The organism is Nocardioides hungaricus (genome assembly GCF_054782915.1).
This window is the reverse complement of sequence record NZ_BAAGRO010000003.1, coordinates 35,526-54,185: the sequence shown is the minus strand read 5'-3', so window position 1 is coordinate 54,185 and position 18,660 is coordinate 35,526. Positions and strand designations below refer to the sequence as shown.

The following is an 18,660-nucleotide window of genomic DNA, read 5'->3' as shown; positions in this document are numbered from 1 at the left end:
GCCCGCCCGGCGATCGTCGCGGGCTCAGGAGCCCTCGGCGAGCGCCCGCGACCGGTCGCGGGCGGCCTCCATGGCGGCGAGGAACGCCGCGCGGACCTTGTGCACCTCGAGCTCGCGCAGCGCGGCGGCGGTGGTGCCGCCGGGCGAGGTGACCTGCTCGCGCAGGACGACGGGGTGGGTGCCGGTCTCGCGGAGCATCTTCGCCGAGCCGACGACGGTCTGGACGACGAGCTCGGTCGCGGTCGCGCGCGGCAGGCCGAGGTGGACGCCGGCCTCGATCATCGACTCGACGACGAAGAAGAGGTAGGCCGGACCGGAGCCGCTGATCGCGGTGACCGCGTCCTGCTGGCGCTCGGGGATCCGCAGCACGTGCCCGGTCGAGGCCAGCAGCGCCTCGGCCTCGGCGAGGTGCTCCTCGGAGCAGTGCGAGCCGGGCGAGATCGCGGCCATGCCCTCGTCGACCAGCGCCGGGGTGTTCGGCATGACCCGGACGACGGCGACGCCGTCGGGCACGCGGGACTCGATGAACGCGGTCGTGATGCCGGCGGCCAGCGACACCACCAGCTGGCCGGGGCGCAGCACGGGGGAGATCTCGTCGAGCAGGTCGGCCATGTCCTGGGGCTTGACGACGAGCGCGAGGGTCTCGGCCTTGCGGGCCGCCTCGACGTTGGTGACCACGGCGACGCCGTACCGCTCCTCAAGCTCGCGGGCGCGCTCGGCGCGCTTCTCGCCGACGAGGAGGTGGTCGACCCGGCGCCCGGCGCGGACCAGCCCGGAGAGCAGGGTCTCCCCCATCACGCCGGCTCCGAGGATCGCGGTCTGCGCCATCTGTTGCACCTAGCTCTTGGAGATCAGGGACCTCAGGAAGAATGTCAGGTTCTGCGGGCGCTCGGCGAGCCTTCTCATCAGGTAGCCGTACCACTCCAGGCCATAGGGCACGTAGACCCGCACGACCTCGCCGGACTCGGCCAGGCGGCGCTGCTCCTCGGGCCGGACGCCGTAGAGCATCTGGAACTCGTAGCTGCCCGGCTCGCGACCGTGGCGGTTCGCCAGCGACGACGCGATCTCGATCATCCGCGGGTCGTGGGTCGCGACCATCGGGTAGCCCTCGCCGGCCAGCAGCACCTTGAGGCAGCGCACGTAGGACCTGTCGATGTCGAGCCGGTCGACGTAGGCGACGTCCTCGGGCTCGAGGTAGGCGCCCTTGCAGATCCGCACCCGCGAGCCCTCGTGGGCGAGCGCGCGGCAGTCGGACTCGGTACGCCGGAGGGCGGCCTGCAGGACCGCGCCGGTCTCCGGGAAGTCCTTGCGCAGCTCGCGGAGGATTGCCAGCGTCGAGTCGGTGGTGGTGTGGTCCTCCATGTCCAGGGTGAGCGTGGTGCCGGCGTTGCGCGCGGCCCGGCAGATAGTGCGGGCGTTCTCCAGCGCGATCTTGTGGCCTCCCCCGAACCCGGCGTCGTCGGGGAGGGAGTGACCGATCGCGCTCAGCTTGACCGACACCTCCGCGCCGCGGGTGAGGCCGCGGGCGGACAGCTGCTTGAGGAGGTCGAGGTACGCCGCGACCGTCGCGTCGGCCTGCTCGGCGTCCAGGGTGTCCTCGCCGAGGAAGTCGAGGGTGACCCGCAGGCCGTCCGCCGCCAGCGCGGCGGTCGCGTCGACGGCGGCCTCGGTGGTCTCGCCGGGGACGTGCCTGCGGACGATGCCGGCGGAGACCGGCATGGTGCTGACCGCCTTCTTCACCAGGCCGCTGCGGGCGAGCAGGAGGAGCGGCTGACGGAGGAGCGACATGCCTCTCAGGCTACGTTCCCGCGCGCCGGTCCCCCATCTCAGGGCGTACGCCGCCGCAGAGTCGCCGCCCCGAGCGCCAGTCCGGCGAGGGCGAACCCCGCGACCACCGCCAGGTCGGCCCAGACGTCGGCCGTCGCGCTGGTCTCGGTGAGCGTGGTCATCGCGTCGACGGCGTAGCTGAGCGGCAGCACGTCGCTGACCCACTCCAGCGCCTGGGGCAGCCGGTCGCGCGGGACGAACAGCCCGCACAGCAGGATCTGCGGGATCACGATCGCGGGCATGAACTGCACCGCCTGGAACTCGGTCTGCGCGAAGGCGCTCACGAGCAGCCCGAGCGCGGTGCCGAGCACGGCATCGACGACGGCGACCACCGTCAGCAGCCAGACCGGGCCGAGCACCTCCAGGTCGAGCAGGCCGACGCTGATCCCGACGGCCAGCGCGGACTGGACGGCGGCGACGACGCCGAACGCGACGCCGTACCCCAGCAGGAAGTCGAGCTTGCCCATCGGCATCGCGAGCAGCCGCTCCAGCGTGCCGCCGCTGCGCTCGCGCAGCGTGGTCACGCTCGTCACGAGGAACATCACGATGAACGGGAACATCGCCAGCAGCGCCGGGCCGACCGCGTCGAAGACCGGGGTGTCGGCGAACATCCACCACAGCAGGGTCATCAGCAGGCACGGCAGGACCAGCAGCATCGCCAGCGTGCGGTGGTCCCGGCGGAGCTGGACCAGCACCCGGGCGGCGACGGCGAAGGTGACGCGCGGGTTCACGCGGCATCCCGCCGCACGATCGCGAGGAATGCCTCCTCGATGGTCGCCGCGCCCGCCTTCTCCTTGATCTCGCCGGGCGTGCCGTCGGCGATGATCCGGCCCTCGCGCATCAGCAGCAGCCGGTCGCAGCGCTCCGCCTCGTCCATGACGTGGCTGGAGACGAACACCGCGGTGCCCTGGTCGGCGAGCTCGTGGAAGAGCCGCCACAGGTCGACCCGCAGCACCGGGTCGAGGCCGACGGTGGGCTCGTCGAGCACGAGCAGGTCCGGCTCGCCGAGCAGCGCGACCGCCAGGCTGACCCGGCTGCGCTGGCCGCCGCTGAGCCGGCCGACCACCCGGTCCCGGTCGCGGCCGAGGTCGACGGCCTCGACGACCCGGGCGACCCGGGCGACGTGGTCGCGGCCGACGCCGAGCACCCGCGCGAAGAACCGGAGGTTCTCCACGACGGTGAGGTCGTCGTACACGCTGGCGGCCTGGGTGACGTACCCGACCCGGGCGCGCAGGCCCCGGCTCCCGGCCTCCTCGCCGAACACCGTGACCGTCCCGTCGTGGACCCGCTGGACGCCGACCAGGCAGCGCAGCAGCGTGGACTTGCCGCAGCCGCTCGGTCCGAGCAGCCCGGTCACGCCCCCGCCGATGGTGAGGTCGAGGTGCTCCAGCGCGCGGCGACCGCCGCGGACGACGCGCAGCCCGCGGATCTCTACGTTATTCATCATGTGTTGAATTATGCGCTCGGGGTCGGGCCGGAGCAAGGGGTTGTCGAGGCGTGCTGCCGCCGTCGGTCGAGCTGTCGGCTTGGGCCGCCACGGCGCTTGACATTGACCCTGCGTCAGGGTCGCAGGCTTCCGTGCATGACTACGGCTGCCATCGAGATCGCCGGGCTCACCAAGGCCTACGGCGACCAGACGGTGCTCAGGGGCGTCGACCTCGCCGTCCCGGCGGGCACCATCCACGCACTCCTGGGATCCAACGGCGCGGGCAAGACGACGGTCGTCAGGATCCTCTCGACGCTCCTGAAGCCGGATGCCGGCACCGCCGTCGTCCACGGCCACGACGTCGCCACCGACGCCGCCGCGGTTCGTGGGTCGATCAGCTTGACCGGGCAGTTCGCCGCCGTCGACGAGGTCCTCACCGGACGGGAGAACCTCGTGCTCATCGCCGAGCTGCGTCGTCTGCCCGGCCCGGGCGAGATCGCCGACGGCCTCCTGTCCCGCTTCGACCTGGTCGAGGCTGGCGCACGCCGGGTAGCGACGTACTCGGGTGGTATGAAGCGGCGCCTCGATATCGCGATGAGTCTGATCGGCGACCCGCCGGTGCTGTTCCTCGACGAGCCGACCACCGGCCTGGACCCCCAGGCCCGGCTCGAGGTCTGGCGGACCGTGGAGGAGCTCGCCGGAGCAGGGACCACGGTGCTGCTCACGACCCAGTACCTCGAGGAGGCTGAGCGCCTTGCCGACCGGATCGCCATCCTGCACGAAGGACGGATCATCGCCGACGACACGCTCGCGGGCCTGACGGCGATGCTGCCGCCGGCCGAGATCGAGTACGTCGAGAAGCAGCCCTCCCTCGAGGAGATCTTCCTGACCATCACCGCCGCCAAGGAGGCCTGACCATGAGCTCGGCGATCCACGACTCGGTCGTCCTCACCCGACGCTCGCTGCGCCACATCGGTCGCAGCCCCGACACCATCATCACCACCGCGATCACGCCGATCGCGATGCTGCTGCTGTTCGTCTACGTGCTCGGCGGCGCGATCGACACCGGCACCGGCTCGGGTGCCTACACCTCGTACCTGCTGCCGGGCATCTTGCTGATGACAATCGCCTCGGGGGTGGCGTACACGGCGTACCGGATGTTCCTCGACGTATCGACTGGCATCGTGGAGCGGTTCCAGTCGATGCCGATCGCGAGGTCCGCCTTCCTGTGGAGCCATGTGCTGACCTCGATGGTCGCCAACGCGATCTCGATCGTGCTGGTCGTGGCCGTCGCCCTCGTCATGGGCTTTCGCACCAGCGCCGGCATCCTGGCCTGGCTCGGCTCGATCGGGATGCTGCTGGTCTTCACCCTGGCGCTGACCTGGCTGGCCATCATCCCGGGCCTGACCGCGAAGACGCCCGACGGCGTGAGCGGCTTCTCCTACCCGCTGATCTTCCTGCCCTTCATCTCCTCGGCGTTCGTGCCCACCGCCTCGATGCCGGGACCTGTGCGGTGGTTCGCCCAGCACCAGCCGGTGACCTCGATCGTGGACACGATCCGGGGACTGTGGACCTCGTCCGGCGTGGGCGAGGACTGGTGGATCGCACTGACCTGGTGCGGGGCGCTGCTCGTGATCTCCCACCTCCTCGCGATGCGTGCCTACCGGCGCAAGGTCGGCTGACGAGGACGTCGGGGATGATGGGGGGCATGCTGACGATCGGTCAGTTGGCGGCCTACGCCGGGGTGAGCGTGCGTACGGTGCGGCACTATCACGCCACCGGGCTGCTGCCCGAGCCCGAGCGCGACCGCTCGGGCTACCGGCGCTACGACGCCGCGGCGGTCGTCGAGCTGATCAGGATCCGCACGCTCGCCAAGGCCGGCGTACCTCTCACCAGGGTGCGGGAGCTGCTCGGAGCCGGCGAGGCCGAGTTCGCCGAGGCGGTCGCCGGCATCGACCGGCGGCTGCGCGCCGAGATCCGCGAGCTCCAGCAGCACCGCCGGCGGATCGCCCGGCTCGCCGTCGGCGAGAGCCTGGCGCTGCCTGCCGAGGCGGTCGCCTACCTCGGCAGCCTGCGCGCGCTCGGCGTACCCGAGCCGATGGTCGAGGCCGAACGCGACGCCTGGATCGTGGTCGCGGCCCGACTGCCCGAGCGGATGCCCTTCTACATGCAGCTCAAGCAGCAGCAGATCGCCGACCCCGGCGTCCAAGAGCTCTACCGCGACCTGGCCCAGGTGATCGGCTGGGCTGCCGACGACCCACGGCTGGTCGGCGTCGTCGACCGCCTCGTCACCCAGTTCGAGGCCGTTCCCGACTCCGTGTGGAGTCAAGACCCGCTCCCCGACGAGCTCGCCGCGCTCCTGGACGGGGTCTTCCTCGACTCCGTGCCCGCCGCCGGTCGGATGCTGGAGCTCCTCGAGGAGCGCGGCTGGACCGGCTGGACCAGCATCCGGCGATCCTCGCCGCATCTCGACGGCACCTGACGCAGATGTCCGCCTGGGGGAACTGGGACAGGTACGTCAGGTGCGCCGGGCCCAGGGTTGTCAGGCGATCCCTGACGTTGTGGGGTGTTGCAACGCCTGACAACGTCAGGTTTCCCCGGTCGACCGGGGAAACCCGCCGTCAGGGCAACGGCCCGGTCAGATAGCGCTGGATCGTCGGGGCGAAGATCGCCACCAGGTCCTCGGCCGGCATGGTGGCGATCGGCTCGATCTCCAGCACGTAGCGGGTGAGGATCAGGCCGATCACCTGGCTGGCGACCAGGGGCATTCGCACCTCGGGACGCTCGATCCCGAGTGCGACGCCGACGGGCAGCAGCACGGCCGGGAGGAAGCCGTCGCGCATCAGCCGCTGCCCGGACGGGTCGAGCATGCTGCGGGCCAGACCGATCAGCGGGAGCCGCAGCTCCGGGTCGTCCCAGACCGACAGGAAGACCCGCAGCATCCGCTCCCCGGCGCCGTCCGGCCCCTCGGCGACCACCCCGGCCAGCCGCTCCCGGGGGTCGACCGGCAGCTCGAGCGCGGCGACGAAGAGGTCGTCCTTGCTGCCGAAGTAGTGGTGCACCAGCGCCGCGTCGACGCCGGCTCCGGCGGCGACCGCGCGGACCGACGTACCGGCGAAGCCCTGCGCGGCGAACAGCGTGCGCGCCGACGCGAGGATCGCGGCCCGGGTGTCGGGCGCCCCCGGACGGCGGCCACGGCGAGGCGGGGCGCTCACGCCGTCCGCTCTGGCCGGGTCCGGTCCAGCGCGGCCCCGATGGGGACGCCGCCCTCGTCCCAGCCGATCCGGGCCTGCTCGATCGCGAGGCCGAGGAAGTAGCGGTCGTCCAGCGTCACGACGCCCTCACCCCCAGGTGCTCGCGCGCGAAGTCCAGCGACTCGCGCAGGTCCGCCTCCCGCTCGGCCGCGTCGCGACACTTGCGGGTGTTGATCTCCAGCACGATCTCCCCGGCGAACCCGACCTTCGCGAGGTGGCGGAGGAACGCCGCCGCGTCCATCGAGCCGCGGCCCGGCACCAGGTGCTCGTCCTTGGCCGAGCCGGTGCCGTCGGTCAGGTGGACGTGCCGCAGCCGGTCGCCGAGCCGCTTGGCCATCAGGATCGGGTCGGACTGGGCGATCGCGGCGTGGGAGAGGTCGATCGTGGTGTTGGCGTAGGACTCCTCGGACGGGTCCCAGCCCGGCAGGTACATCTCCATGCCGCGCCGGGTCGATGCCCGCCAGGGGTACATGTTCTCGACGGCGAACGCGATGCCCGTCGACGCCTCGAGGGCCGCGATTCCCTCGACGAAGCCGGCGGCGTACTGCTTCTGCCAGCGGAACGGCGGGTGCACGACGACCACCTCGGCGCCGACCACCGCGGCCATCTCGGCGGAGCGCTCGAGCTTGCCCCACGGCTCGGTGCCCCAGACCCGCTGGGTGAACAGCAGGCAGGGTGCGTGCACCGCGGTGATCGGGATGGCGTGGTGCTCCGAGAGCTGCCGGACCGCCGACGTCTGCTGGCTGATCGCGTCGATGCCGACCATGACCTCGACGGCGTCGTACCCGAGGGAGGCGGCGTAGCCGAAGGCGTGCGCGGACGACTCGGGGTAGACCGAGACCGTCGAGAGCCCGATGCGCGACGCCATCAGAGGCCGATCGTGATCTGGTCGAGCCGCTCGAGGATCACACCCTCGCGCAGCGCCCACGGGCAGATCTCCAGCGCGGGCAGTCCGAAGATGTCCATCACGGCCTCGGCGACGAGCGCGCCCGGCACCACCTGGTGGCTCCGGCTCGGCGAGACGCCGGGCAGGCCGGCGAGCTCGTCGGGCCGCATGGCGACCAGCTTCGGGATCCACTCGCGCAGCTCGGCGACGGGCAGCGACCGCGCCACCAGCGGGCCCTCGCCGGACGGCGCGGCGCCGCAGATGCGGGCGAGCGAGCGGAGCGTCTTGGAGGTGGCCGCGGCATGGTCGGGAGCGCCGGCCCGCAGCAGGCGCCCGGCGTCGCGGGCGATCTCGGCCCGGATCTCCTTGCGCAGCTGGCGAATCGCGTCCTCGTCGACGGCGCCGTCGGCGAAGTGCTGCCGGGCCAGCCGGGCCGCGCCGAGCGGCAGCGACCAGGCCACGTCGGGCTCCTCGTCCGCGCCGCCGGCGATCTCCAGCGAGCCGCCGCCGACGTCGAAGACGGACAGCCGGCCCGCGGACCAGCCGAGCCAGCGCCGTACGGCGAGGAAGGTCAGCCGCGCCTCGTCCTCGCCCGGCAGCACCGCGATGTCCTGGCTGGTGCGCTCGCGCACCTCGGCCAGCACCGCCTCGGCGTTGACCGCGTCGCGCACCGCGGAGGTGGCGAACGCGAGGATGCCCTCGCTGCCCTTGTCCTCGGCCACGCGCAGTGCCTGCGAGGTGAACGCGCAGAGCGCGTCGATCCCCTGCTGGGACACGGCTCCCGCCTCGTCGAGGTGCTCGGCGAGGCGCAGCGGCTCCTTGTAGGAGTAGGCCGGCAGCGGCGCGGCGCCGCGGTGGGCGTCCACCACGAGCAGGTGTCCGGTGTTGGACCCGATGTCGAGCACGCCCAGACGCATGGCTCCCACGCTACTAGCCGGTTCGGGCGACGTAGGGTTGGTCCGTGCCCGAAGTCGACCTCGTGTTCCCCCGTGCCTTCGTGGAGTTCGTGAACCCGGCCGACGAGACCGAGGTGATGAGGTGCGACCTCACCTGGCTGACGTCGAGCTACACCTGCATCTTCGGCCAGGGCTGCCCGGGCATCTACGCCGACGCACCCGACGTCGGCTGCTGCACGCTCGGCGCGCACTTCGCCGACAAGGACGACGAGAAGCGGGTGGCGGCGTACGTCGAGATGCTCGACGAGAGGCTGTGGCAGCAGAAGCCGCGGGGCAAGGTCCGCAAGCGGGACTGGATCGAGGTCGACGAGGACGGCGAGCGGAAGACCCGCGTCACGACGGTCGACGGCCAGCAGGCGTGCGTGTTCCAGAACCGCCCCGACTTCGCTCCGTCGAAGGGCGGGCCGGAGGGCGGGGGCGGCGCGGGCTGCGCCCTGCACGCACTGGCCTTCGTGCTCGAGAGGAGCCCCGTCGAGACCAAGCCCGACGTGTGCTGGCAGCTGCCGATCCGCCGCACCTTCCGCGAGGTGACGCGCCAGGACGAGACGACGTACACCGAGGTGACGATCACCGAGTACGACCGCCGCGGCTGGGGATCGGGCGGCCACGACCTCGACTGGTACTGCTCGGGCAACACCGAGGCGCACGTCGCCGTCGAGCCCGTCTACGTCACCAACGAGGCCGAGCTCACCGAGCTGATGGGCAAGGCGGCGTACGACGAGCTGGTCCGCCACTGCGAGGCCCACCTCCGCTCGAGATCGGCCCTCGCGCTGCATCCCGCCGATCCGCAGTAGGCGTCTCGACGTCAAGAGACTCCGACCCCGGTGTCGGCGCTTCCTGGGAGAGCACCGAGAATCGACGCATGCGCCTGGACCATCTCTCGTTCGCAGCAGGACCGGATGGCCTCGCCAGCACTGCCCAGCGCATCGGGGGACTGCTCGGCAAGGACTTCGTCGACGGCGGTGTGCACCCCCGCTTCGGGACCCGCAACATGATCCTGCCGCTCGCCGGCGGCACCTACCTCGAGATCGTCGAGGCCCTCGACCACCCCGCGTCGGACAAGGCCCCCTTCGGCCAGGCCGTGAAGGCCCGCTCCGCCCTCGGCGGCGGCTGGCTGGGCTGGGTCGTGGCCGTCGACGACATCACGCCCGTCGAGCGGCGGCTCGGCCGGGAGGCCGCGAAGGGCAACCGGCACCGCCCGGACGGCTCCGAGCTGCTGTGGAAGCAGATCGGCGTCAACGGCCTGATCGCCGACCCGCAGCTGCCGTTCTTCATCCAGTGGCAGAGCCCGGCCGACATGCACCCGAGCGTGGGGGCCGACCCGGCGTACTCCCTGGCCTGCCTGGAGATCGCGGGCGACCCGCAGCGCGTCAGCGAGTGGCTCGGCGAGACCGTCGAGGCGCCGCTGGAGGACGTGAAGGTCGAGTGGGTCGCCCCCAACGGCACCCCCGGGATCCTCGCCTGCCAGGTCCAGACGCCGGCCGGGCTCGTGCGTCTTTGATCTCACCCGGGGCTCGGCCGAGCCCCAACATCTGGCACCACACGGCGACGTACGAGGTCGAGAACCGTGCGGTTGACCCGGATGGGGCGATCGAGGCGGCCATGCGCGCCGTGTCGTCGTGGGAGGGCCGGACGGTGCTCGACGTGGGCTGCGGGACCGGCTTCCACCTGCCGTGGCTCGCGGCGACCGCGGCGTCGGTCATCGGGGTGGAGCCGCACGCCGACCTCGTGGCGCTGGCCCGGCGGCGTACCCGCCGGCTCCCGAACGTCGACGTGCGGCACGGTACGGCGCAGGCGCTGCCGCTCCCGGACGCCTCGGTCGACGTCGTGCACGCCCGGTGGGCCTACTTCTTCGGCCCGGGCTGCGAGCCGGGCCTGGCCGAGCTCGACCGCGTGGTCCGACGCGGCGGCACGGCGTACGTCATCGACAACGACCCGACCCGCTCGACCTTCGGCGGCTGGTTCCGGCGGGGCTACCCGGAGGTCGATCCCGGCGCAATTGCGCTGTTCTGGTCGACGCGCGGCTGGACGCGCACGCCTGTGGACATGCGCTGGGCCTTCGGCTCGCGCGCGGACCTGGAGAGCGTGGTGCGGATCGAGTTCAGCCCGGCGATCGCCGAGGAGGTGCTCGCGTCCCACGAGGGCACCGAGGTCGACTACGCGGTCAACCTCTGGTGGAAGCGGTTCTAGCTCGACCGCCCGGGACGTCGTACGGACAGTGTGTCGCCTTCCACCGTCCGCATGACGTAGCTAGGAGGACCCCCGCATCGCCAGCGTCGGGGTGAGCAGCACGCCGGGGCCGGCGACCGGCGGGCGGCCGAGCATCCCCTCGAGTGCCTTGACGATCTCGACGGCGACCTGCTCCAGCGGCTGGCGCACCGAGGTGAGGCCGGGCGGGACGACCTGGGCGACCTGGGAGTCGTCGAAGCCGACGACCGCGATCTCGCGGCCCGCCGCCATCCCGCGGTCGCGCAGCGTGTGCAGCACGCCCATCGCCAGGGTGTCGGAGGCGCAGACGAACGCCGAGGGGTGCGCCTCGTCGAGCAGCACCGCGCTGGCCTCGCGGCCGCTGGCGACGGTGTCCTCGACGCGCGAGGCGAGCCCGGTGGTCGGGAGGCCGCGCGCGTGCATGGCGCGGGTCCAGCCGGAGCGCCGGTCCTCGCCGATGCGGGAGTCCTTGCGCCAGCCGATCCAGGCGATCCGGTGGTGGCCGCGGTCGATCAGGTGGGTGGTGGCGAGGTCGGTGCCGGCGGCGCCGTCGACGTCCACCCACGCGTGCCCGGCGGCCGGGTTGTCCCAGGGGCGGCCGAAGGCGACGAACGGCGCCCGCCGCTTGTCCAGCCAGGCGGCCTGCGGGTTGCCGAGGTAGGTGTCGGTGACGACGAACGCGTCGACCGCGGTCGACCGCAGCAGGTCGTCGTACCCCGCCAGCGGATCGCGGTGGTCGCCGGCGAACAGCAGGACGTGGTAGCCGGCCTCACGCGAGGTCTCCACCAGCGAGTGCACGAACCGGTCCATGGTCGCGTTGGCGGTGCCCTCCTGGGCCGGGCTGAACCGCATGCCGATCAGGTGGGAGGCGCGGGTGCGCAGGTTGCGCGCGGCGCGGTTCGGCGAGTAGCCGAGCTCGTCGATCGCCTCCAGCACCCGCGCGAGCGTGTCGGCGCGCAGCAGGTCGGGGTTGTTGACCGCGTTCGAGACGGTCTGGCGGGACACGCCCGCGCGCTCGGCGACGTCGGCCAGCGTCGGTGGCGGGGTCAGCCGCCCGGTGCTCCTCGTCAACCCGCCTCCCCTCGACGCTAGATCGATCCAAGGACACCATAGGCGGGGCTGTCGGCGCAGCCGCCTACGGTGTGCGCATGCCGAAGACCCCCCGTCCCGCGTTCCGGTGCTCCGAGTGCGGCTGGGAGACCGCGAAGTGGGTCGGCCGCTGCGGCGAGTGCCAGGCCTGGGGCTCCGTGGCCGAGGCCGCGGCCGCGCCGTCGGGGCGTACGCCGGCGGCGCCCGTCACCCGCCCCGCGGTGCCGATCGGCCAGGTGTCGGTGGAGGACTCGGCGTTCCGCACCAGCGGCGTGCCCGAGCTCGACCGGGTCCTGGGCGGCGGCATCGTGCCCGGTGCCGCGATCCTGCTCGCCGGCGAGCCGGGCGTCGGCAAGAGCACGCTGCTGCTGGAGGTGGCCGCGCAGACCGCGCGCTACCGGCATCGCACGCTCTACGTCACCGGCGAGGAGTCGGCCTCGCAGGTCCGGCTGCGCGCCGACCGCACCGGCGGCGTCCACGACCAGCTCTACCTCGCCGCGGAGACCGACCTCGGCGCCGTACTCACCCACATCGAGGAGGTCCGGCCGACGCTGCTCGTCGTCGACTCGATCCAGACCATCGGCGCGTCCGGCGTCGAGGGCGTGCCCGGCGGCGTCACCCAGGTCAAGGAGGTCGCGGCCGCGCTGGTGCGGGTCGCCAAGACGCGCAACATCACCACGATCATCGTCGGCCACGTCACCAAGGACGGCTCGATCGCCGGCCCGCGGGTGCTCGAGCACGTCGTCGACGTGGTGCTGCACTTCGAGGGCGACCGCGACTCGCGGTTCCGGATGGTGCGCGCGATGAAGAACCGGTTCGGCCCGGTCGACGAGGTCGGCTGCTTCGACCTCGGCTCCGAGGGCATCACCGCGGTGGCCGACCCGACCGGGCTGTTCGTCGAGAGCCACCACGGGCAGGTCCCCGGCACCTGCGTCGCGGTGACGATGGCGGGCCGGCGCCCGATGCTCGCCGAGGTGCAGGCGCTGGTCACCCGCAGCGCCGCGGAGCGACCGCGCCGTACGACGTCCGGCCTCGACGGCTCCCGGGTCGCGATGGTGATGGCGGTGCTGCAGCAGCACTGCGGCGTGCGGCTGCACTCGATGGACGTCTTCGCCTCGACCGTCGGCGGCGCCCGGGTCGGCGAGCCGGCGAGCGACCTCGCGGTGGCAGTGGCGCTGGCCTCGGCCTCCATCGGCCAGCCGGCCCCGCGCGGCGTGGTCGCGATGGGCGAGCTCGGCCTGGCCGGCGAGCTCCGCAGAGTGCGCGACCTGCCGCAACGGGTCGCCGAGGCCGCGCGGCTCGGCTTCCAGGTGGCGGTGGTGCCGACCGAGCCCGGCCGGAGCGGCCCGCGCTCGCCCGAGTCCTGGACGGTGGACGGCATGCGGGTGCTCGACGTACCGGATGTCGGGGCCGCGCTGCGGCTGCTGCACCTGCCCGCCGCGGACGTTCAGCGTCCGCGATCCGTCGGGGACCTCTAGACTCCTCGGGTGCCCACGGATCGCTCGGACGAGACGCTGCGCCTGCGCGCGACCCTCGAGGCCATCGCGCCCGGCACGCCGCTGCGCGACGGCCTCGAGCGGATCCTGCGCGGCCGCACCGGCGCGCTGATCGTGCTCGGCCACGACAAGGTGGTCGACTCGATCTCGACCGGCGGCTTCACCCTCGACGTCCCGTTCACCGCCACCGGCCTGCGCGAGCTGGCCAAGATGGACGGCGCGATCATCGTCGACCGGGACGTCACCCGGATCAGCCGGGCCGCCGTCCACCTGATGCCCGACCACACCATCCCCTCGGAGGAGACCGGCACCCGGCACCGCACCGCCGACCGGGTGGCGCGGCAGACCGGCTTCCCGGTGATCTCGGTGTCGCAGTCGATGCAGATCATCGCGGCGTACGTCGGGGAGACCCGCCACGTCCTCGAGGACTCCGGCCAGATCCTCTCCCGCGCCAACCAGGCGCTCGCGACGCTGGAGCGCTACAAGCTCCGCCTCGACGAGGTGTCCGCGACCCTGTCGGCGCTGGAGATCGAGGACCTAGTGACGGTCCGCGACGTCGCCGTCGTCGCCCAGCGGCTGGAGATGGTGACCCGGATCGCCAGCGAGATCGAGGACTATGTGCTCGAGCTCGGCACCGACGGCCGGCTGCTGTCGCTGCAGCTCGAGGAACTGATCACCGGCGTCGACACCGAGCGCGAGCTGGTGATCCGCGACTACCTGCCGGCCGGCCGTCGGGCCAAGAGCCCCGAGGCGCTGCTCAACCGGCTGGAGTCGCTCTCGTCGACCGAGCTGGTCGACCCGGCCGCCGCCGCCCGGGCCCTCGGCCTCGGCACCGGCGAGCACCTCGACGGCGCGGTCGCCCCGCGCGGCTACCGGCTGCTGGCCAAGGTGCCCCGCCTGCCCACCGCCGTCGTGGACCGGCTGGTCGACCACTTCGGCACGCTCCAGAAGCTGCTCTCCGCCGGCGTCGACGACCTCCAGGCGGTCGACGGCGTCGGCGAGCTGCGCGCCCGCTCGGTCCGCGAGGGCCTCTCCCGGCTCGCCGAGTCGACCATCCTCGAGCGCTACGTGTAGCTCATCTACCGTCGAGACACCCAAATTGGCCCTCTCGGACGGGTGTCGAGGGCCAGTTCGCGTGTCTCGACGCCGAAAGCTCAGTCCGGCTCGACCGCCCCGGACGGGCTCTGCGAGACGACCGGGCGGCCGCTCGGCTTCTGACTCGGCTCGCCTGACGGGCTCTTCGAGGGGCTCTGCGTCGGGCCCTGCGTCGGCTCGGCCGTGCGGGTGATCGTCGCGGCGGTCGGCTTCACCAGCTGGAACTGCACGTTCGCCGGCTCACCGCCGAGCGCGGCGGCGGTGACGTGGTACCAGCCCGGCATCGCCCAGTCGGTCAGCCTGGTGCACTCCTCACCGGAGCGCTTGGCCTCCTTCCAGACGACCTCGACCTTGCTCGTGACGGCCTGGCGGACGACGACCGGCTCCTTCGGGATCGCGGCCGGGCACTGCCGGCTCGACCAGATGGCGTCGCTTCCGGAGGTGATGTCCATCGTCAGCGCGTCGGGGCCGACGTCCCAGGTGCAGGCCGGGCTCTCGAGGGTGCGCAGCTGCAGCACGACCCGGACGTCGCGGCCCGCGACCGCGTCCTCGACCTGCGGCGTGACCGCGATGTCGGCGCCGTCGCACTCACCGACGGGTACGGCGAGGGTCGGCGTCGGGTCGGGCGTCCTCGTCCGCTTCGGCGTCGGGGGAGCCGGGGCGGAGTACGTCGTCGACGGCGTCGTCTCGGCGGCGACCTGCGCCGCCGTGCCGCCCTCGCCCGAGGACGCGTCGCTGCCGTCACCGAGCAGCCGGCCGATCGCGACGACCAGCAGCACCGCCGTACCGAGGACCATCAGCCGGCGCACCCAGTAGACCCGCGCGGGCAGCGGTCCTCGGGTCATCGCCGGCATGCGGCAAACGCTAGTCAGCGCCCGGGGTCAGATGGTGGCGCCACACCGGGCAGGATGGGCGCGACATGAGCGAACTCCACGAGCCGGTGCTGCGCTGGTACGACGCGCACGCCCGCGAGCTGCCCTGGCGCGGCCCGCAGGCGTCCCCCTGGTCGGTGATGGTCTCGGAGTTCATGCTCCAGCAGACGCCGGTCAGCCGGGTGCTGCCGGTCCACGAGCAGTGGCTCGAGCGCTGGCCGACCCCCGCCGCCCTGGCCGCGGAGCCGAGCGGCGAGGCGGTCCGCGCGTGGGGCCGGCTCGGCTACCCGCGCCGGGCGCTGCGGCTGCACGCGGCCGCCACCGCGATCGTCGAGCGGCACGACGGCGAGGTGCCCGCGGCGTACGACGACCTGCTGGCTCTCCCGGGCGTCGGCGACTACACCGCGGCGGCGATCGCGAGCTTCGCGCACGGCCGGCGGCACGTGGTGCTGGACACCAACGTGCGGCGGGTGTTCGCCCGGGCGGTGCAGGGCGTCGAGTTCCCGTCGGCGTCGGTGACCAGGGCCGAGCGCGAGGTCGCCCGTGAGCTGCTGCCCGAGGACGAGGCGACGGCGCCGACCTGGTCGGTCGCCGTGATGGAGCTCGGCGCGCTGGTCTGCACCGCCGCGAGCCCGCGCTGCGGCGCCTGCCCGATCGCCGATCGCTGCGCCTGGCGGGCGGCCGGCCATCCGGCGTACGACGGGCCGCCGCGCAAGGTGCAGACCTGGGCCGGCACCGACCGGCAGTGCCGGGGGCGGCTGCTCGCCGTGCTCCGCGACGGCGACGGCCCGGTGCACCGCAGCCGGCTCGACCTGGCCTGGCACGACGAGACCCAGCGGGTCCGCTGCCTGGCCTCCCTGGTCGAGGACGGGCTGCTGGTCCCCGCCGGCCCGGAGTCCTACGCGCTCCCCTGAGAACGCCGAGTCGGCGCAGTCTCAGCTGAGACTGCGCCGACTCGGCGTTGATCAGACCGTCAGTCCTGGGACCTCGGGACGTCCGAGCCGCTGTCGGAGTCGTCGGGGCCCTCGGAGGAGGCGACCTCGGCGGTCTCGAACGGCGGCAGGTCCGGCAGCGCGCCGACCTTCTGGCCCGCGAAGGTGAAGGTCGCGGTGGGGCCCTCGCCCTCGACGTCCACGAGCACGATCTGGCCGGGGCCGACCTCGCCGTACAGCATCTTCTCGGCGAGCACGTCCTCGATCTCGCGCTGGACGGTACGGCGCAGCGGCCGCGCGCCCAGGACCGGATCGAAGCCCCGCTCGGCGAGCAGGTTCTTCGCGGCCTGGGTGAGCTCCAGCGACATGTCGCGGTCCTTCATCCGGGTCTCCACCGCGGCGATCATGTTGTCGACCATCGCGACGATCTGCTCCTGCGACAGCGGCGGGAACACGATGACCTCGTCGACCCGGTTGAGGAACTCGGGGCGGAAGTGCTGCTTGAGCTCCTCCGACACCTTGTTCTTCATCCGCTCGTAGGAGCCGGCGTCACCGCTCTGCTGGAAGCCGAGGTTGATGCCCTTGGCGATGTCGCGCGTGCCGAGGTTGGTGGTCATGATGATGACGGTGTTCTTGAAGTCGACCACCCGGCCCTGGGAGTCGGTCAGGCGACCCTCCTCCAGGATCTGCAGCAGGCTGTTGAAGATGTCCGGGTGCGCCTTCTCGACCTCGTCGAAGAGCACGACCGAGAACGGCTTGCGCCGCACCTTCTCGGTGAGCTGGCCGCCCTCCTCGTAGCCGACGTAGCCCGGCGGCGAGCCGAAGAGCCGCGAGACGGTGTGCTTCTCGCCGAACTCCGACATGTCGAGCTGGATCAGCGCGTCCTCGTCGCCGAACAGGAACTCCGCCAGCGTCTTGGACAGCCACGTCTTCCCGACCCCGGACGGGCCGGCGAAGATGAACGATCCGCCGGGGCGCTTGGGGTCCTTCAGGCCGGCCCGGGTACGCCGGATGGCGCGGCTGAGGGCCCTGACAGCCTCCTCCTGGCCGATGACGCGCTTGTGGAGCTCGTCCTCCATCTTGAGCAGCCGAGTCGACTCCTCCTCGGAGAGCTTCACGATCGGGATGCCGGTCGCCACGGCCAGCACCTCGGCGATCAGCTCTTCGTCGACCTCCGCGACCTCGTCCATGTCGCCCGCGCGCCACTGCTTCTCGCGCTCGGACTTGCGCTGGATGAGCTGCTTCTCCTCGTCGCGCAGGCGCGCGGCGGCCTCGAAGTCCTGGCCGTCGATCGCGGCCTCCTTGCGCTGGCGCACCTCGCCGATCCGGTCGTCGTACTCGCGCAGGTCGGCGGGCGCCGTCATCCGGCGGATCCGCAGCCGCGAGCCCGCCTCGTCGATCAGGTCGATGGCCTTGTCCGGCAGGAACCGGTCGGAGATGTAGCGGTCGGCCAGGGTCGCCGCCGAGACCAGCGCCTCGTCGGTGATCGTCACGCGGTGGTGCGCCTCGTAGCGGTCGCGCAGGCCCTTGAGCATCTCGATCGTGTGCGCGATCGACGGCTCGGCGACCTGGATCGGCTGGAAGCGACGCTCCAGCGCGGCGTCCTTCTCGAGGTACTTGCGGTACTCGTCGAGGGTGGTCGCGCCGATGGTCTGCAGCTCGCCGCGGGCCAGCATCGGCTTGAGGATGCTCGCCGCGTCGATGGCGCCCTCGGCCGCGCCGGCGCCGACCAGGGTGTGGATCTCGTCGATGAACAGCACGATGTCGCCGCGGGTGCGGATCTCCTTGAGCACCTTCTTCAGGCGCTCCTCGAAGTCGCCGCGGTAGCGCGAGCCGGCGACCAGCGCACCGAGGTCGAGGGTGTAGATCTGCTTGTCCTTGAGCGTCTCGGGGACGTTGCCCTTGACGATGTCCTGCGCGAGACCCTCGACGATGGTCGTCTTGCCGACGCCCGGCTCGCCGATGAGGACCGGGTTGTTCTTGGTACGCCGGGACAGGATCTGCATGACCCGCTCGATCTCCTGCTCCCGGCCGATGACCGGGTCCAGCTTGCCCTCGCGGGCGTCCTGGGTGAGGTTGCGTCCGAACTGGTCGAGCACCAGGGACGACGACGGCGCGTCTCCCCCGGAGGCCCCGGTCGTCGCGGTCGCGCCGGCGGCCTCCTTGCCCTGGAACCCGGAGAGCAGCTGGATGACCTGCTGGCGGACCCGGTTGAGGTCGGCGCCGAGCTTCTGCAGCACCTGGGCGGCGACGCCCTCGCCCTCGCGGATCAGGCCGAGCAGGATGTGCTCGGTGCCGATGTAGGAGTGGCCGAGCTGCAGCGCCTCGCGCAGGGACAGCTCGAGCACCTTCTTGGCGCGGGGCGTGAACGGGATGTGGCCGCTCGGGGCCTGCTGTCCCTGGCCGATGATCTCCTCGACCTGCGCGCGCACGGCCTCCAGCGAGATGTCGAGGCTCTCCAGCGCCTTGGCGGCGACGCCCTCGCCCTCGTGGATGAGGCCGAGCAGGATGTGCTCGGTCCCGATGTAGTTGTGGGAGAGCATGCGGGCCTCCTCCTGGGCCAGCACGACCACCCGGCGGGCTCGGTCAGTGAACCGCTCGAACATGCGCATCGCTCCT

The 18,660-nt window shown here is 72.4% G+C and carries 20 protein-coding genes; 9 read left to right on the top strand and 11 right to left on the bottom strand.

What is annotated here, in order from left to right; translation table 11 throughout:
* Positions 1 to 24: 24 nt before the first annotated feature.
* Genes proC through ACYVKX_RS01290 form a run of 4 tightly spaced genes read right to left on the bottom strand, consistent with a single transcriptional unit; the run spans position 25 to position 3,274 of the window.
* Positions 25 to 828 carry a pyrroline-5-carboxylate reductase gene (gene proC, locus ACYVKX_RS01305; RefSeq protein ID WP_460828702.1) on the bottom strand — a complete coding sequence of 268 codons (804 nt, stop codon included), beginning with the start codon at positions 826 to 828 and terminating at the stop codon, positions 25 to 27.
* 9 nt (positions 829 to 837) lie between these two features.
* Positions 838 to 1,788, bottom strand: a complete 951-nt coding sequence (locus ACYVKX_RS01300; RefSeq protein ID WP_460828700.1) for a proline dehydrogenase family protein — start codon at positions 1,786 to 1,788, stop codon at positions 838 to 840.
* Positions 1,789 to 1,826: 38 nt separating this feature from the next.
* The gene (locus ACYVKX_RS01295; RefSeq protein WP_460828699.1) at positions 1,827 to 2,558 is read right to left on the bottom strand and encodes an ABC transporter permease; all 732 of its coding nucleotides are present in this window, start codon (positions 2,556 to 2,558) and stop codon (positions 1,827 to 1,829) included.
* Positions 2,555 to 3,274 carry an ABC transporter ATP-binding protein gene (locus tag ACYVKX_RS01290; protein ID WP_460828698.1) on the bottom strand — a complete coding sequence of 240 codons (720 nt, stop codon included), beginning with the start codon at positions 3,272 to 3,274 and terminating at the stop codon, positions 2,555 to 2,557. The genes ACYVKX_RS01295 and ACYVKX_RS01290 overlap by 4 nt, the downstream gene beginning before the upstream one ends.
* Before the next feature lie 135 nt (positions 3,275 to 3,409).
* On the opposite strand from ACYVKX_RS01290, the gene ACYVKX_RS01285 reads away from it, so the two are divergent.
* The 3 genes from ACYVKX_RS01285 to ACYVKX_RS01275 are packed head-to-tail and all read left to right on the top strand — an operon-like array spanning position 3,410 to position 5,735.
* Positions 3,410 to 4,168 carry an ABC transporter ATP-binding protein gene (locus ACYVKX_RS01285; RefSeq protein ID WP_460828697.1) on the top strand — a complete coding sequence of 253 codons (759 nt, stop codon included), beginning with the start codon at positions 3,410 to 3,412 and terminating at the stop codon, positions 4,166 to 4,168.
* Positions 4,169 to 4,170: 2 nt separating this feature from the next.
* The gene (locus ACYVKX_RS01280) at positions 4,171 to 4,935 is read left to right on the top strand and encodes an ABC transporter permease (protein ID WP_460828696.1); all 765 of its coding nucleotides are present in this window, start codon (positions 4,171 to 4,173) and stop codon (positions 4,933 to 4,935) included.
* 26 nt (positions 4,936 to 4,961) lie between these two features.
* Complete coding sequence (locus ACYVKX_RS01275; RefSeq protein ID WP_460828695.1) at positions 4,962 to 5,735, top strand: helix-turn-helix domain-containing protein; 774 nt, start codon at positions 4,962 to 4,964, stop codon at positions 5,733 to 5,735.
* A gap of 139 nt (positions 5,736 to 5,874) precedes the next feature.
* Here the strand turns inward: ACYVKX_RS01275 and ACYVKX_RS01270 are convergent, their stop codons facing one another.
* From ACYVKX_RS01270 to ACYVKX_RS01255, 4 genes are read right to left on the bottom strand one after another with little or no spacing between them, the layout of a single operon-like run.
* Positions 5,875 to 6,468 carry a TetR/AcrR family transcriptional regulator gene (locus ACYVKX_RS01270; protein ID WP_460828694.1) on the bottom strand — a complete coding sequence of 198 codons (594 nt, stop codon included), beginning with the start codon at positions 6,466 to 6,468 and terminating at the stop codon, positions 5,875 to 5,877.
* Positions 6,465 to 6,587 (bottom strand): hypothetical protein, encoded by a 123-nt coding sequence (locus tag ACYVKX_RS01265; RefSeq protein ID WP_460828693.1) that lies wholly within the window; start codon positions 6,585 to 6,587, stop codon positions 6,465 to 6,467. Before ACYVKX_RS01265 ends, ACYVKX_RS01270 begins: the two co-directional genes overlap by 4 nt.
* Positions 6,584 to 7,375: a sugar phosphate isomerase/epimerase family protein gene (locus tag ACYVKX_RS01260; RefSeq protein ID WP_460828692.1), complete on the bottom strand. Its 792-nt coding sequence runs from the start codon at positions 7,373 to 7,375 to the stop codon at positions 6,584 to 6,586. Before ACYVKX_RS01260 ends, ACYVKX_RS01265 begins: the two co-directional genes overlap by 4 nt.
* Positions 7,375 to 8,310, bottom strand: a complete 936-nt coding sequence (locus tag ACYVKX_RS01255) for a Ppx/GppA family phosphatase (RefSeq protein ID WP_460828691.1) — start codon at positions 8,308 to 8,310, stop codon at positions 7,375 to 7,377. Before ACYVKX_RS01255 ends, ACYVKX_RS01260 begins: the two co-directional genes overlap by 1 nt.
* A 44-nt stretch (positions 8,311 to 8,354) precedes the next feature.
* Here ACYVKX_RS01255 and ACYVKX_RS01250 point away from each other — a divergent pair, with 44 nt between their 5' ends.
* From ACYVKX_RS01250 to ACYVKX_RS01240, 3 genes are all read left to right on the top strand, one after another.
* On the top strand, positions 8,355 to 9,143 hold the full coding sequence (locus ACYVKX_RS01250; RefSeq protein WP_460828690.1) for a hypothetical protein: 789 nt from the start codon (positions 8,355 to 8,357) through the stop codon (positions 9,141 to 9,143).
* 68 nt (positions 9,144 to 9,211) lie between these two features.
* The gene (locus tag ACYVKX_RS01245; RefSeq protein ID WP_460828689.1) at positions 9,212 to 9,850 is read left to right on the top strand and encodes a VOC family protein; all 639 of its coding nucleotides are present in this window, start codon (positions 9,212 to 9,214) and stop codon (positions 9,848 to 9,850) included.
* 101 nt (positions 9,851 to 9,951) lie between these two features.
* Positions 9,952 to 10,539, top strand: a complete 588-nt coding sequence (locus tag ACYVKX_RS01240; protein WP_460828688.1) for a class I SAM-dependent methyltransferase — start codon at positions 9,952 to 9,954, stop codon at positions 10,537 to 10,539.
* 60 nt (positions 10,540 to 10,599) lie between these two features.
* Here the strand turns inward: ACYVKX_RS01240 and ACYVKX_RS01235 are convergent, their stop codons facing one another.
* Positions 10,600 to 11,628: a LacI family DNA-binding transcriptional regulator gene (locus tag ACYVKX_RS01235; RefSeq protein WP_460828687.1), complete on the bottom strand. Its 1,029-nt coding sequence runs from the start codon at positions 11,626 to 11,628 to the stop codon at positions 10,600 to 10,602.
* A 77-nt stretch (positions 11,629 to 11,705) separates the two neighbouring features.
* On the opposite strand from ACYVKX_RS01235, the gene radA reads away from it, so the two are divergent.
* Both radA and disA read left to right on the top strand, forming a co-directional pair.
* On the top strand, positions 11,706 to 13,124 hold the full coding sequence (gene radA, locus ACYVKX_RS01230) for a DNA repair protein RadA (protein ID WP_460828685.1): 1,419 nt from the start codon (positions 11,706 to 11,708) through the stop codon (positions 13,122 to 13,124).
* Between the two features lie 9 nt (positions 13,125 to 13,133).
* The gene (gene disA / locus ACYVKX_RS01225) at positions 13,134 to 14,216 is read left to right on the top strand and encodes a DNA integrity scanning diadenylate cyclase DisA (protein WP_460828684.1); all 1,083 of its coding nucleotides are present in this window, start codon (positions 13,134 to 13,136) and stop codon (positions 14,214 to 14,216) included.
* 80 nt (positions 14,217 to 14,296) lie between these two features.
* Here disA and ACYVKX_RS01220 read toward each other — a convergent pair whose 3' ends face one another.
* Positions 14,297 to 15,091 carry a hypothetical protein gene (locus tag ACYVKX_RS01220; protein WP_460828683.1) on the bottom strand — a complete coding sequence of 265 codons (795 nt, stop codon included), beginning with the start codon at positions 15,089 to 15,091 and terminating at the stop codon, positions 14,297 to 14,299.
* Positions 15,092 to 15,156: 65 nt separating this feature from the next.
* Between ACYVKX_RS01220 and ACYVKX_RS01215 the strand changes: the two genes are divergently transcribed.
* A complete protein-coding gene (locus ACYVKX_RS01215; protein ID WP_460828682.1) occupies positions 15,157 to 16,023 on the top strand; it encodes an HhH-GPD family protein in 867 nt (288 codons plus the stop codon).
* A 59-nt stretch (positions 16,024 to 16,082) separates the two neighbouring features.
* On the opposite strand, the gene ACYVKX_RS01210 is transcribed toward ACYVKX_RS01215, so the two are convergent.
* Positions 16,083 to 18,647 carry an ATP-dependent Clp protease ATP-binding subunit gene (locus ACYVKX_RS01210; protein ID WP_460828681.1) on the bottom strand — a complete coding sequence of 855 codons (2,565 nt, stop codon included), beginning with the start codon at positions 18,645 to 18,647 and terminating at the stop codon, positions 16,083 to 16,085.
* Between the last annotated feature and the right edge of the window lie 13 nt (positions 18,648 to 18,660).